At 60.9% G+C, this 16,031-nt stretch carries 4 protein-coding genes; all 4 read right to left on the reverse strand.

Annotation, left to right across the window (positions count from 1 at the left end):
• Positions 1 to 431: 431 nt before the first annotated feature.
• The 4 genes from DCO45_RS22615 to DCO45_RS07770 all read right to left on the reverse strand — a co-directional run bounded on the left by DCO45_RS22615 (position 432) and on the right by DCO45_RS07770 (position 15,923).
• Complete coding sequence (locus DCO45_RS22615) at positions 432 to 1,055, reverse strand: hypothetical protein (RefSeq protein ID WP_133248101.1); 624 nt, start codon at positions 1,053 to 1,055, stop codon at positions 432 to 434.
• Positions 1,052 to 12,190 carry a hemagglutinin repeat-containing protein gene (locus DCO45_RS07760; protein ID WP_116925314.1) on the reverse strand — a complete coding sequence of 3,713 codons (11,139 nt, stop codon included), beginning with the start codon at positions 12,188 to 12,190 and terminating at the stop codon, positions 1,052 to 1,054. Before DCO45_RS07760 ends, DCO45_RS22615 begins: the two co-directional genes overlap by 4 nt.
• Positions 12,191 to 12,276: 86 nt before the next feature.
• Positions 12,277 to 13,980, reverse strand: coding sequence for a ShlB/FhaC/HecB family hemolysin secretion/activation protein (locus DCO45_RS07765; RefSeq protein ID WP_243419290.1), 1,704 nt, complete (start codon positions 13,978 to 13,980; stop codon positions 12,277 to 12,279).
• Positions 13,981 to 13,982: 2 nt separating this feature from the next.
• A complete protein-coding gene (locus DCO45_RS07770; RefSeq protein ID WP_116925315.1) occupies positions 13,983 to 15,923 on the reverse strand; it encodes a filamentous hemagglutinin N-terminal domain-containing protein in 1,941 nt (646 codons plus the stop codon).
• Positions 15,924 to 16,031: the final 108 nt, after the last annotated feature.

Genomic DNA, 16,031 nt, shown 5'->3' on the forward strand with positions numbered 1-16,031 from the left:
TTTAACATATTTCTTCATTGAAATCTTATCTTTGCCACTGTATTAATAGTGGGTCGACGTCTTTTCTCGCGATGTAGCCTTGACCTGAGACCGCAGCCATATTCCGCTTGCACCAGCACAAATAGCAGGGCTTGCAGGATAAAAAGGGTAATGGATCGAAAGGTGAGTGCTCTCACGAAATATTTGAGGTCGGCGAGAACGCAAGAGCTAACACAAACCACTTTCGCCCGGGTAAAGTTGCAAGGAAGCTATCTGCTCAATGGGTCAGAGATGCGCTTTTGAAGCAGACACCCAATTTAGGTTTAATTAATAGGCACTTCAGTCAATAGATTGACACTTCCAAAAATACGTCCAACCATTATCAAACGGCGCAAAAATATATTACGAATACAAAAATAATAAAATTATCTCAAAAAGCTTATGCAATGATTCTACGCATATCCATATATTTTTGCCGCCCTCAATAAATCGTTTTTTATATAATCAAAATCATAGCTCTCCAACAGAGTAGATTTCCACATATTTTCAAAATCCCTTCCCCAAATATTTTCAATAATATCCTTAGCACTCGCAAATAAGTGATACCCTGATTTAACAAAAATATAAGCAAACTCTTCATTTTTTGAGAGAATGAAAAAGTTCTCAGAAAAAATTGGAATCATACCCAATCTGAGTTTGCGATAATTCTCATAACTCATTTCGAAGGAGGCTATTAAGGCTGGATGGAATTTCTCAATTTCCCCAGTCGAAAAATACGTGTCCCGTCTATCCCCGCGTATCGGGAGCATATAAGAAATAGAATTTTCAAAGAAGCATCCGTCAAATATCTTCTTTAAAAAAAACTCCTCTTCTTCAGAATCATTACATGAAACTACAGAAATACTCCATTTTTTATCAAACACAACCTCTGGAGAAATCAATGCTCCAAAATTAGAATCTAACAAATTACGTCGTCGAATAATTTCTAAATTTTCCTCATGAGAAGTTTTTCCAAAAAAAGCTGCCTCTTCGTCATATAGCCATGGCGTATATTTATCTTTTGCGTGCTTAATCATGGATATCTTATCTCCACTACTGTTTTACCATCGGGTCGCTGTACTTCAATGGTCGGCGTCGTGGGCCCATAGGATCGACTACCTGGCCGATATATTACCCTAGACCCATCTGGCAATATTGCCACCTGGCCTGGCCCGTAAGCTGTTTGAATTGGTTTTTTATCACTCCCTTGAGTAACATGATCAAAATCACTTTCGCTAGATGCTCCGGGGTAAGAAACGACGTTAGTTGTTCCAGATGTGCCTCTCCCAGGTTTGGAAACATCAGTCCCCCCACTCAAAATGTCATCGACTAAATCTACAGTGCGATCTGAAACTCCTTGAGGTCTACCCATCGTTGGATCTTTGGAAGGGTCCTTCTCGGGGTGACCAGGCGCACTATAAATATTAGGATCAATGATCGGATTGGGGCGAGTCGCTGGGTTACCACCCCCTGTGATATCAGGCTTTGGTTGCTCTATTGGCTTCCCGCCAGTATTGTTATCCCCTGGTTTAGGATCCAATATCTGATCGCCCCCAGTATTGTTATCCTCCGGCTTGGGGTCTCTAATCTGATCCCCGCCAGTATGGTTAGGGACCAACGGTGGAGTGCTAGGCTTACCGCCTATAAGATCGCCAAGAACATCAGTGATACCAATCGCATACGCTCCGTCGTCACTAATTCCAGGATTATTTTGCCTAGCGGTTTCTACTGCAGCCAGAATTAACACGCCCCTTGACCCGGCGCGATTGAGACAAGCGGCGTTCTGCAAGCATGCCATCACGCCACCCAGGCCGATTGCTTTGACGGCCTTGCCCAAAAGGTTATTGCCGACTTCATTAGTGCCAGTAGCAGCACCACTTTGGCCGCCCACTGCCCCGCCAATGAGCATGCCTGTTCCAATCAGCAACCCTTGCCGCACAGGCTCCGGTGTATTGGCATCAGTAAGGAGTTCGTTCAGATAAGGAGTAGTAGCAGCGCTTGCAGCTGCCCCTGCCGCGCCGCCAGCGCCACCGGTGAGCAAGCCGATGCCAGCATGCATGAGCACTCGATTGACGCCGCCCTCTTTCCAGTTATCTTCAATATTTCCGGCCTCCGTCAGCATCGCAGCCCTCTGATCGGGATCGCTCTCTAATTCCGCGAGTTGACGCAGTCCATTCGCCTTGTCAAGTTGGTCCTGAGCGAATTGCGCTGCAATTTGAGTTGCCCTTGCGCCAAACTCTGCCGTGATCAACACCTGTGCATTGACATCGGCCGTTACGCGCTCTTTGTCAAATATCGGCTTGATGCCGGTTTCCTTGTCGCCGGTTCTGGCTTCGCTATTGCCTGCTACGCCAGAGATACCCGCATAGGTCGTGCTGCTGGCACTGCCGCTTGCGCTGCCAATACCAGCTCTGGCACCAGGCCTTCCGGTGTCTTTGTCGGCAGATTCGATCTGCTCAGGCGTATTAGCTGTGGATTGATCACCTATCTGGCCAGATACCGAGGCCGACACATTCCAACTGTTCGCGTCGTACTGGGCACTGTTCTCGATATCGCTCATCGCCAGCGTGCCGCCGGTGGCAAAGCTGTTTTTGCTGCCATCGATCGCCGTTTGTGTACTGGTGATGGCACCGCCCTTGAGGTTGGTGTCTCCAGCCACATTCACCTGGAAGCCGCCATCGCCTGCGCGTATGCCGCTTTGCTCACCCACGCTTGCGTAGTCGCTGTGGATATTGGTGCGCCCGGCACTGACACTGAGGCTCGACGAGCCGTAGCAAAGCGGTGGCACGCAAACTGACACACCAAAGCCACTGCTGCTTCCGGTTTCCTTATAGACGTTGATGTCCTGCAGGCTTTCGATCAGCAGGTTTCCACCCACATCGATCTTGACGCTGTCGCCAGCCACAGTGGCTCCACGCAATGTGGTGTCTTGTCCACTGTGTAGGGTGGTGGTACCACCCGCCTTGATCTGGGTGTTGGTGTAACTCAGGCTTTCACCTTGGCCGTTGCCCTTGCTTTGGCTGGCAGAGGCATTGAACGAGTAGCCCGAGTTCGCACCCACATTGAAGCCCATGCCAATGCTTGCCGAACTGCTGGAGTGACTGTTTTTCTCCTGGAAGCGGTTCTCCGCTGCTTCCAGGATGAGATTGCCTTTCTTGGCATCCAGCGACAGATCCTTGCCTGCCTCGATGCTGCTGCCACGGACATGCAAATCGCCTTCTGTGGCTGTGATCCTGGCATTGCCACCCGCATGAATGGATGAGCCAGAGGCACTGTCGACCTCGTAGCTGCTATTGCTTTTGCTAGCGCTGCTACCCAAGCTGATATTGATACCGACACTCGCCGCTGAGCCTGGGTCTTTGGCCAAATCCGTAGCCAAATTCGCTGTGTCATAAGCAGCCAAGCCAGTAGATACTGCACCCATCGCCTGCATACGCGCATCGCTGACTTGCGTCGTTGCAGCCGCAAGATTGGCAGTCGCCTGAGCGCTTTGAACCAGGCTCACTATCGGATTGCTAAAGCTCACCGACAGGCCGCTTTGTTTAGCGCGCATTTCAAACTTGTCGCGCTCAATCTCCCTGGCCTCATCGATGCTGACCGTCTTGCCCACGATGTCGATGTCACCCGCGGCCAACACTGCCGAGCCCGTCTGCTGGTAATGGTTGCCCGCGACGATGGTGACGTCGCCCTTCTTGCCTTCACCTTCCTTGCCACCTTGGGCCTGCACGCTAGAGCCTGCAGCGCGCACGCTTTCATTGGTGCGCTCAGTGGTCGTGGTGCTGCTGCCGATGGTGAAACCGAAGCCACCATTGCCAAAGATGCCGCTCTTCTTGGTTTCCTTGAAGCTCTCCGCGCTGGCCGTGTCTTGCCCGGCCAAGATGTTGACGTCGCGCTTGGCAGTGATGGTCGCCGAGTCTTGCGCGATGACATGCGATCCGCGCAGGTTGACGTCCTGGCCCGCTTGCACATAGACCTTGTCGCCGCTGACGATGCTTCCTTCACTGAGGCTGGAATGGCCCACATCCAAAGTGGTGGTGCGCTTGCTGCTCAGCAGGCCACTGCTCTTGCTGTAGCTGGACTCATAACGTCCGTGCTCGGTTTGCATATCGAGCACATTCACATCGCCGCTGGCAATCAGAGAGGTGTCACCCTTGGCAGTGACCGTTGCACCTTGCAGCGTGATATTGCCGGGGCCTGCACCAGGCTGGACAACGCTGGGCTTGTGGGCAATCGGGTCGTCGGCTGTGCCTGTGCCTTGGCTCGCATTGCTGGCACTGGGCACCGGTGTTCCATTGGCAATCAGCGCGATGCCGCCGCCCGCAGAGATCTCACCGCCACTGAGCACTTCATCGGTTTGCGCAACACGGCGCTCCTTGCCACCACGCTTTTCGTAATCGTTGGTGGATGTGCTGTCCTTCGCGGCCTGTACGTTGACACTGGCGCCTTGAATGACGATGTCTTTGCCCGCGCTGACATTGGAGCCAAGCACATCCACAGTGCCCTTGGCACCGATCTGTACATCGCCTTCGCTGCTGGATACGGCCGCACCGTAGTTCTTTACCGAAGCACTTTGTCCTTCGGTACGGGTGCTGGTGTACGTGGTTTGCTGGCCATTGCTGGTGGTGGTGCTCTCCGCTTGCAGGGCTTGCAATGCCACGTTGCCCGTGGCCGAGATGCCAACACCTTGCTTGCCTTCAATCCGGCTACCCGCCAGCAGCACATTGCCACTGCCTTGGCTCGCATCACCATTGGCAATCACCGCCACCTTGCCGCCAGCCGTCACCGTGCCACCGCTGTAGCTTTCGCTGTGGGTGGTGCTGGTCTGGCTGTCCGTCACGCGGCCATCCACAGTGCGGCTTTGCGCCTGCTCGGTCACCGTGGTGTCGCGCGCGGCGCGCACGCTTACCTCGGCGCCTCGCAGCAACACATCCTGGCCGGCATTGATGCTGCCACCGGTGATGGCAAGCTTGCCGCCTGCGGCAATGGCAACGCTGCCGTCCGCACTGTCAATGGTGGTGCCCACGCTGGTGGTGGCGGTGCTGGTGCTGGTCTGGCGGCTGTCGATGACGGCGATGCCTTCTACAAAGGTATCGCTGCCAGTGGCGCTGTTGTTCCAGGCCTGGTATTCACGGCTGTTTTTATCGGCATGGGTGGTCTGGGTCGTCTGCTTGACGCCCAGGTTGACGTTGCCGCCAGCATTGATGCCCACGTCCTGTTGGCCCACCACCTTGCTGGCGATCAGGTCCACATCGCCACCGGCGTCCAGCACAAACTTGCCGGCGTCGCTGATGAACTGGCCTTCGGTCGCCGAGATATTGCCATCCGCCTTCAAGAAGCCGCCGTTGCTGGCAACGATGCGGCCCCGGTTGTTGCTGATGTCGCCCTTGATGTCGGTGACCAGGGTGCCGGCCTGGATCAGGCCGTTGTCGTTGTTCAGGTATTTACCGTTGAGGCTGGCGGTGCCGCCTGCGCTGATGCTGGCACCAAAGTTGTCGATACCCTGCGCGGCATTGATGATCAGCTGGTTGGTCACATCCAACCGGCCGTGGTTGATGAACTGGCCGCTCAGGTTGAGCTGCAGGTCATTGGCGCTGAGGCCGCCGGGCACTACGCGCAGCTGGCTCCAGTCGCTCCATTGCGGGCTGAAGCCCGCGCCCATCAGCACGGCGACGGCGCCTTCTGGGGTTTGGAAGATAGGGTCCTTGAGGTTCAGGCCACGCTCTGGCGTGGTGGGCGCTGGGCCATCCCCATTGCCTGCCACGGGCGTGCCGGCAGAGCCGGTATCGCCTGCGCCCGCATTGTTGCCGGCGCCAGCGCCTGCACCGCTGGTGTCCGTGCCCTCGCCATCGCTGTACTTGATGGCTTGGGCGTTCTCTACCGCCAGGGGCTTGATGACGCCCGTGGCCGTCTCAGAGCCATCGCCCGCCTGGGCATTGCCTGCGTTCACCTGCGTGTTTTGCGCATCGGTGATCAGCGGCAAACCGGTCGACGGATCAATCGGTGGCTTGATGGTGATGTCACCGCCGTTGATGATGAGGCTGTCGCCTACGATGGTGCCGATGTCCGGACCGGTCAGGGTCAGTTCGGTGGCGCCGGCGCTGGTGTCCAGGCGGGGTTTGGAGACAGAGGTGCCCGTCATCTGCACGGTATCGCCATTGGCGTCCTTGCCCTCCCACACCACGGTCTGGTCGATGTTTTGCTGGTTGAGGGAGAAGGAACCGCTCACCTGCGCATCGGAGGCGATGTTGTCCAGATGACCAGTAAAGGTGCCGCCAATGTAGAGCTGCGCGCGGTTGGCCACATCGGTGTAGCTGATGACCTGCGCACCCGTCAGGCCCGCTGGTGGTGCATCCACCGCATAGGCGCCCTGGCTGATGTCTGGCGCACCAGCGCGGTCGCGCGTGCCGGTGGCTTCGTTGCGGATGCTGCCATCGGCATTGCCGGCAATGGCGACCGTGCCCTGGTTGTGCAAGGTGCCGGTCCAGCGCACATCCTGGCTGCCTACGTTCCAGCTCTCGCCCGCGCCCACGGAGATACCGCCCACGTTCAGGTCCAAGCTACCCAGGGCCACCAGCGCATTGCCGGCGGGGGCATAGGTGCCGGCCATCGTAAGGCTGGCATCTTGCAAGCTGCCCACGGTGCCGCCGGCGTTGCTGTAGCCGCCGGCCTTGATGTCCAGGTTTTCTCCGGCAATCACCACGCCGGTGGCGGCATTGCTGAAGCCTCCGGTGGTCTCGATGCTGATGGTGCTGGGCGGGCCGTTTTGGCCGTAGACAATGCCCGCGTTGCTGAACGATTCGCCCTTGATGGCGATGTTCTCGGCCAGCAGCTTGCCGTCCTTGCCGTTGGAGACGACGCCCGCTGCGGTCAAGCCCAGATCGCCGCTGGCGACGATGCTGCCCTGGTTGGCAATGGCGCCGCTCGTGGTGGTGATCTGCACATCGCCGGCCTGGGCCAGCACCATGCCATCGTTGCTGACCGAGCCTGCGGTGATCTGCACGCTTTGGCCCAGCACCTTGCCTGCCACATCGGCGCTGGGCGCGGTGTTGGCAAAGGCGCCGGTGGTGGTGATCTGCACCGCATTGGCCGCTTGCAGCTGGCCGCTGTTTTGCAGCGATGCGCCGGTCACTGTCAGGTTGCCACCCGCAGAGATGATGCCCGAGACAGCTGCGCCTTCGGCACCGCCCGAGGTGTAGGGGTCGTTGGTGCTGCGCTCGTTGTTCAGCGCGCTGTGGATGGTGATGTCAGTGCCTGCATGGATGACACCCTGGTTGTGGGCAGTGCTGGTGTTGATGCTGAGCGTGGTGCCGGCAGACACCGTGCCAGGCTTCTGGCTGTACTCATAGCTATCGGGGGTGCTGCAGCCACCGGGCAGCGCGCAGCTCTTGGTCTCTTGCAGGCGGTTCTCAAACGAGCCACCGCTGATCTGCATGGCACCCGATGACTGGATCTGGCCGCCATTGCTGATGCTGCCGCCCGAGATGGACACCGAGCCGCCGGTGATGCTGCCGTCATTGCTGGTGTTGCCACCGCTCACTGTGAGGCTGTCGCCTGCGCTGACAGCGCCGGTATTGCTCAGCCCACCGCTGATGTCGATGGTAGTGGCGGTGATTTCGCCAGCATTGCTGGTGCTGCCCAGCGACGCGCCTTGCGCACCGACCTTGCCGCTGTTGTCCAGAGCGGCCATGGTCAGCGTGTTGGCGGCAATCTCGCCGCTGTTGCTGCTGCTGCCGGTCACGCCCAGCTGGTTTTGGATGTAGACGTTACCCTGGTTGGCGAGACCCGCATCGAAGTCCGCGTTCTGCGCCACCACGGTGCCGCTGTTCGACAGGGTGCCGCCTGCGTAGTGCAGGTCTTGCCCGGCCTGGATGGTGCCCGCCGATTGCGTGCCCGATGCCGATTGCAGGCGGATGTCCTGCGCAGCGCTCAAGGTGCCGCTCTGGCCCAGGCGCGTGCCGCCCGAGGCCTGCAGATCCAAGGTGCCAGCGGTGGCGATGCCGCCCTGGCTGGCCAGGTTGCTGTCGATATTGCGGGCGCGGATGCTGATGTCGCCTTGCGACTGCAGCGTGCCTTCGTTGACCAGATCGCCCGTGGTGTCGATATTCACCGCCTGGCCAAAGGTCATGTTGCCCTGGTTCAGGATGCGGCCGGTATCGGCCTTCAGATCGGCCTGGCCGAGCAGCAGGCTGTCACCCAGAAAGTTCAGGTCCTTGTGCGCATGGCCGCTGAAATCGCCCGCCACCTGCAGCTGGTCCTCAAAGCTGATGCTGCCTGCGGTGCTGCTGGCCTGCAGGTTGCCCATGATGGCCACAGGCCCGGCAATGGCGATGTCTTGCTGCGCCTGCAGCGTTGCATCACCCTGGGTGGCGAGCTGGCCGCCCAGCGCAATGGCGCCGGCGCTGCTGCGCACATCTACCGATTGGGCCAGCACATTGCCGCCCACCTGAATGCCTTGCTGCGCATCGACCAAGGCATGGCCCTGGGTGCCCAGCATGCCACCGACTTGCAGTGCGCCTGCCGTGCTGCTGACCTGCATGCCGTTGTTGGCCACCAGATCGCCGCCTACTTGCAGGCCGCCTTGTGCATTGGCCACGAGCTGGTCGGAGACCTGCAGGTTGCCCGCCACGCGCTGCGCACCTGCGCTTTGCAGTTGGGCGTTGCCGATGACCAGTGCATCGCCGTCCACCACGATATCGCCACCGGCCTGCGCCTGCAGGCCCGCGCCTGCTGCCAGCGATCCAGCCAAGATGTTGCCGCCCGCCAGCACATTGGCATGGCCTTGCACGGCCATCTCGCCGGTCACCGCATGGTTCTGGCCTGCACGGCCCACATAGTTGCCACCGGTTTGCAGGCTGGCCAGTTGCACGGAGCCATCAGCATCAATCGATGCCAAGGCGCCGCCCGCCACACCTGCCACCACCTGGCCAGCGGCGATGTTGCCGCCTGCGCGCATGTCCAATGCGCCAGCCGTGCCCACCTGGCCGCCCACGGTCGTGTTGCCCGCCACCGATTCGGTGGTAATGGCGCTGGCCATCAGGTTCTGGGCAATGCGAATGTCTTGCTGGGCTTGCAGCTGGGCTGCGCCGGTGACCTGCACATCTTGCACATCAATGCTGCCCGCAGCCAGGCTGGCATTGCCACCCGATGCCACGGTGTTGGCCACCAGGCTGCCACCTACTTGGGCTTGCAGGCCTTGCTCGGCAATCAGGTCGCCGTTGATGCGGGTGTCGCCACCGCTTTGCAGGGCCACCTGGCCGGCAGATTGCACGGAGCCCGCCACCTGGGTCGCGCCTGCCGATTGCAGGCTGAGATTGCCTACGGAGGCGATGCCAGCGCCGCTGGTGATGTCACCGGTGCTGGCCGTGATGGTGGCCGCTCCGCCCGATTGCAGCCCCTGGCCCAAGGTGACGCTGCTGCCTTGCACGGTGGCGCCTTGCGCGCCATAGACAGCGCCGCCTACATCGACCTTGCCGCCAGTGCTGGCGAAGCGGGCACTTCCGCCCGATGCCACCTCACCGGCAATGGCGATGTCGCCTGCGGCCTGGGTGTTGATATCGCCGTTGGCGAGCAGCGACTGGGCACTGACACCGGCGTTTTGCGAGGTCAGCGCGGCGTTGCCGCCGGCACTGGCGCCACCAGCCACTTGCAGCGACTGCGCTGCGTTGAGACTGAGGTTGCCGCCTGCCGAGGCATTGGCCAGTTGCACATCTGCCTGGCTGGAGGTCACGGCCGCGTTCCGGCCCGCGCCCAGTTCGCCCGCGACGCGAATGCGGTCTTGGGCGTTGACCGACAGATCGCGCCCTGCCAACAGGGCCTCCGCCGTGACGGGGCCGGCCGTGGCGGTGATGGCGATATCGCCACCGGCCTGCACGTTCTGCACCTCGGTATGGGTCTGGCTTTGCAGGCTGACCGAGCCGTTGGAGAACACATCTTGCGCCCTGATGCTGCCTTGGCTGCTGGAGAGCGCCACATTGCCGTTGGCACGCACCTCGCTGCCCAGTTGCAACTGGTCAGTCGCGGCAATGTTGACGGCGCCTTGGCCCAGCACCGGGCCTGCCACGTTGACGTTGTGGCCCTGGATACTGACGTTGTTGCCTTGCAGCCCTTGCGTGGCGCTGAAATCGCCCTGCGCGCGCCAGTTTTGCGAGCCGGCCGAGTTGGCCTGACCGTTCAGCGCAATGTTGCCGCCAGCCGAGCCGTTGATGCCGCCACCGGCAGTCAAGGTATCGCCCACCTGCAGGTTGTTTCCCGCATTCAGGTTGATGCTGCCGCCACTGTTGACGGTGTTGTTGATGGCGATGTCGCCACCTGCGTTGACGCCAAAGCCCGAGCCCGTGGTGACCGCGCCATCAAAGCGCGCATCGCCCCCGGTGTTGAGGCCAAAGCTGCCCGAGACATTGACCTGGCCGGTGTTGTGGAAGGACTGGCTGACATTCAGGTTCAAGTCGCCGCGCGCATTGAGGTTGCCGTCCGCGCCGCCCAGGTTCAGTTGCTGGGCGGTGACATCCGTCTGGCCGGCATCGATATCGCCACCCAGGGTGACTTCACCGCCATCGACCTGCAGGCGCTGGCCCACGGTGGTGTTGCCTTGCAGGTCCACGCTTTGGGCGCCGGACAGCTGCAGGTTCTGGCCCACGGTGAGTTCGCCAGAGCTGCGCACATTGGAGGCTGTGACCTGCGCATCGCGGTTGACCTGCACACGGCCAAACAGCGCAGCATCGCCACCGGTCTGCATCTGCAGGTTGCCGCCAATGGTGGCGTCGCCCGCGATGGACGCGCCATCGCGTGCCTGGATGCTGACATCGCCGCCGCCCTGGAAGGCGCCCGCCACGCTGACGGTATTACCGCGCAGTTGGGTGTTGCCCACAATCTGGCTGGCCCCGGTCCGAGACTCCAGGCGCACCGCCTGCGCGGCCTGCACGTTCAGATCGCCGGCGGTGACCAGCGGGCCTTGGGTGCTGACGCTGCCCTGGCTGCTGCTCAGCGCAATCTGCTGGTTGCCCCGGGCTGGCCCGGTCAGCAACACGCCGTCGTTGCCGCTGACTTGGAGCTGCTCATTGGCAGCCACATTGCCGCCTGCCACCACGAAGCCATCGGCATTGATGCGGATGTTGCGCGAGGCCGCCACATCGCCGGTGTTGACCCGGCCGGCACTGCGGATGTCGACATCTTCCTGGTAGGCCAACAGCGGGCCGCGCAGGTTCACGCCCATGCCGGCATCGGTGGAGACCACGGTGATGCGGCCAGCCGTCATCGCGCCCAGTGCGCTGGCATCAATGGCCACGGTGGTGCCTGGCACGGCAGCGGTGCCGGCGATCAATGCATTGGCATCGGCCGTCTGCGTGGCGGCGTTGGGCGATTTGCCCGCCGTCAGGTTGATGCTGGAGATGCCCGGGTTGAGATAGTGCGCACGCAAAGGCCCGTTGATGCGCAGCAGCTCGCCCACCAGGTCGATCTGGCCGACCGTGCCTTCGACACCCCGGCCATCGATGCTGATTTGCCCGCCCTGGACGTTGTAGCCAATGCCCGATGCCAGATCAAAGTTGCTGGAGGCGCCATTCACATCCTGCAAGGTGATGCTGCCGGTGCTGAAGGACAGGCGCGGGGTATTGACCACCCCGCAGCCATTGCAGCTGATGCCGCTGGGGTTGGCAATGATCACCGCGGCGGGGTTGCCGAACACTTCGACGGTGCCGTTGATCTGGCTGGGGCTGCCCTGGACCGTGACCTCGTTGACGATGGTGTTGGCCGTGCCGCCCGCCAAGTTCGGGTTGGCCCCTGCTGTGCCACCCAGCAAGGGCCTGCCACCAATCTGGCTGTTGTTGAGCACCACACCGGCCTCTGGTACATCAAAACGCTGGTACTGGTTGAGTGACAGACCCGCCGCATTGGGCGTGGTTATGTTGATGAGCGATGCCCCGCTGGAGAGCGATTCGACACCGGGCTGGAATGCCATCGGCGCGCGCGGGTCTGCAATTGGCGCCATCGCGGGGAGGGCGGGCGCGGGGGGCAGCGGTGGTGTTTGCGCATACGCGGGCGAGAGCACGCCCAGGCTGGCTTGCGTCAGCACATGGGCCCACATCACCGTGGCAGCAATGCGCTTCTTGCCCCGGTCGCTGAAGACCCGGGTGGCCTGGGGCTTTTGCTGCTCGTTCTTGTTTCTCTCACTCATCACCACACTCCTGTCGCCAAAGGCGCTGCGGCACAGCCACTGCGCCTTCGTTCACATCTGTCGCTGCGTGCCCTCAGGCACCAACGTTAAAACTGGTAGGTCAGGCTGGCGTTCACACGCCAGCCTTGTTTTTCATAGCCATCGGGGGAGCGCAAGGCCCGCCCCAGCTGCAGGTCGGCAAAAGCGCCCTGGTAGGCAATGCGCGCACCCGCACCGAGGCCCGCAATGCTTCTGGAGCGCTTGTCCGAGACGGTGCGCAAGATGGCGGCATCGGCAAACACATAGGGCTCGTAGCGGGCGCTGCCCCACAGCGGCTGGGTCTTGGCCAGCGCCAGCTCATTGCGCCAGACCAGGCCCTGGTCGCCACCCAGGAAAGACTCGGGGTAGGCGCGCACGCTGGAGACGCCACCGGCAAAAAGCTGCTCGGACGAGTACAGCGGCTGGTGGCTCCACAGCGCGCTCACCCGGCTGCGGTAGACCAGGCGCTCGGCCACGGGCCGGTCCAGCGATACCGCAGCGTCCAGCTTGGTGAACTGGTAGCGCGCGGCCTCCTTGGGCAGGTCATCCGGGTCCTTGTCCGCACCCAAAATGGGCAGGCCCCGCGAGAGGCCCACATCGACTGTCCACTGCCCGGCGCCCAGCGCAGTGTCAAAACGGGTCAGGCGGTTGACGCCCACGCGCAAACTGGTCTGCGCTTGCGGGGTCAGCGCAAAGTTGTTCACCTCGCGCGTTGACTCGCGTTTGGACAGCGAGATGTCGAGGGCCGTTTTGCTGTTCTGGTCGCGCGCCAGCAGGCGGTTGAGCGACAGCGAAAAGTTCTTGGAGCGGCCATACACCAGCGCGGTATCGCCAATGAGGTTCTGGTACTCCGAGATCGAGGCGACGGCCGAGATGGTGTTGTAGCCCCAAGGGACCGACACCAGGCCATAGATCGCATTGGTCTCTTTGCTGGAGGTGAGGCCCAGGGTGATGGACTCCATCAGGCCCAGCACATTGCCCAGGTCCACACCGGCCTGGATGCGCGCGCGGCCCGTGTTGCTGGAGCCCTGGTTGTCGATACCCAGGTTGTAGCGGGCAACGGGGCCCTCTTTGTTGACGAACTCGACGATGGAGCCACCGTTGGTTTGGCCCGGCTTGATGAGCACCTGCACGTTGTTGCGGCGCAGACGGTTGAACTGGTCAACGGCCTGCTCGATGTCGCGCAGGCGCAGGATATCGCCCTGTTGCATGGGCATGGCCAGCCAGGCACCGACCCCGGAGGCTGGCGCGCCGTTGAAGACGATGGCCTCGATGCGCCCCGCCACGATGGTGATGGACAGCACGCCCTCCTTGAGGTTCTGGCCACCCACATAGGCGCGGGAGGTGGTGTAGCCCGCCTGGATCAGCGCCTTGTTGATGCGGTCCAGCAGCACATTGATGTGCTCGACGGCCATCGCATGGTTCACAAAGGGCTGGGTGATGCGGTCAAAGGCGCGTGCGCTCAGCAAGTTGCTGTCGCCTGTTGCCTGGATGTGCTGGATGTCGAAGCTGGGCCCCGTGGCCTGGATATCGGCAGGGAAGGCGTTGTCGTCAGCGGCGGGGGCTGCGGGCTGGCTGTCCTGCTGGATCTTGCCAGCAGAGTTCTGCTCCAGCAGCTCTTGGCGCAGCTTTTCCTGCTGCTCGCGCAGCAGCTGGTCATTGGGGTCGCGCACGGGGTTGTTCTGCGCCGCTGCCGACAGGCAGGCCAGGCCGAGCAAGGTACCCAGCAGCGCATGCTTGCCCAGCGCAGGCATAGGAAGGTTGTTGCGCATCATCACCACCAGAAGATGCCGAGGTGGTCTTCGATGCGGACCGGGTCGCGGTGCGGCTTGCGCAGCACTTCAATCTCGCCGTCAATGCCTTCCTGGGCCACAAAGCTGCCGCCATCCTGGCGGGCTGCGCCTTGCAGCAGCAGCCGCCCTTGCTGGGCGGTAAAGCTGCCGCCCTGGTCGGTCGCATAGATCTGCGCCCAGGTATCGCCAAACAGCGCCTTGAGGCCCCGGTCACGCAGGATGACGGTGTGCACGGGCTTGGCGCGTGCAATGATGGTGGGCGCCACCACCTGCATGCCCTGGCCGGCATACACCAGGCCGCCATGGTTGAGCACGGTGCCACCGGCCTCCATGGTCAGCCCCGTGGCCGCCATGATCTGGCCGCCCACCAGTTTTTCGGTGCTGCTGGCCCGCGTTTTGCAGATGAAGAGGAAGCAGCGCCGGCTGTAGTCGTAGCCGCCCACACTCAGCGCCTCGTTGTGGATGTCGGTCTCGGACTTGATCTTGACGCTGCCCGCATTGGAGAACACAAAGCCGCCGGTATTGCTGAACGACTGGGCCTGTACGCTGAGATCGCCCTGCGCCACCCAGTAGCCCTGGTGGTTCTCATCGGCCAGACGCCCCTGGTCGGCGCTGTAGCTGGTGCGGCGGCTCAGCCCACCGGAGGATTCCCATTGCGATGCCTCGCCCGCGATATGGGCGCTTTGGTTGGAGATGGCTCCGGTGCTGACCAGATCCAGATTCAGGTTGCTGATGATGCGCGCATTGGTGGAGCTAATGCCGCCTGCACCAGCGTCGAGCTTGACCGAATCGCCCTTGCCAAAAATGACCGTGGTTTTTTCGGCGCCGATGGGGCTGCGGTTTTCGATGGCGTCGCCCGCCTTCAGATAAACGGCATAGGGGGTATCGTCCGAGATGCGCTGGGTGCCAACAATCTCGCCATCGATATTGCGAATGGATTGCTCTGCCTCCAGCCGGGTTTGCAATCCGGCCGACACCAGGCTTTGGCGCTCGGCGGAGCCTTGCAGGTGGATATTGGCGGCGTGGATCTGGACGGAACCCTGCGCGCTGATCTGACCACCCATTTGCACCACATCGCCGGTGGATGACAAGGTAAATCCACCCGCTGAGGCGACCATTTCGCCCTCATTGCGTACGCCCGCCCCTTTATCCGTCACCAGGATTTGGATCTGGCCCGCCGTGACCTTGGAGCCGGCACCGACCTTAATGGCGACCTCGTTGCTCTGGGCCTGGCCGGGCTTGTAGTACACCCAGGGTGTCAGATTATCGACAGGCGACGCAGCCGTATCAAAGCTGGCTGTGGATTCACCTGCCACCAAGCGGATATGGGCGCTCGACGACGTGAATTCATTGGTCAGCGGGCCATCGACCTGGATGCTTTTGGCGATCAGCTCGAGCCGGATCAGGTTGCCGGCCATGCCCTCATCACCAATATGGATGCGCCCTTGGTTAGTGCTCACATCCACATAGCGCTGCACCTGGCCTTCGCTTTGCTGCTGGTCGCGCAGGCTCAAGGCGCCAGTAGTGAGCGCCACACTGCCAAAGTTGGAGAAGTTGGCGCCGTTGACCGAGATGCCGTTCTGGTTGGCCAGGATCAGGTTGGCGCGGGGGCCCACCACATCCATATCGCCCTGAATGCGCGACGGCGCGGCCGAGAATACCTCTGCCACAATCGTGCGGGCATTGGCTTGCTCATTTTGAAACGACAAACCGGGCTTGCCCACATCGAACTGCTGAAAGCCGTTGTAAGACACCCCATTTTCTGAGGCATTGGGCGTGACATGCGCACGCCCTGCTGCATCGATATGAACTTGGGGGCCGCTGGCGGCGTGTGGAACCACTGACGTGGTAACCCCTTGGGCGTAGCAAGACTGAATGGCTGCCAGTAGCAAGCCCAGCTGCAGGCAATAACGCGAACGCATGACGATCCTGGAGGAAGTGAGATATTAGAAAATTCCGGTCATCTTAACGAGGGGTCATCGCTGAAATGTTAACAATTCGGGATTAGTCATTTGAGAGTTGATATTTCT

Source organism: Comamonas sp. JNW (genome assembly GCF_003105075.1).
Taxonomy (GTDB): domain Bacteria; phylum Pseudomonadota; class Gammaproteobacteria; order Burkholderiales; family Burkholderiaceae_C; genus Comamonas; species Comamonas squillarum.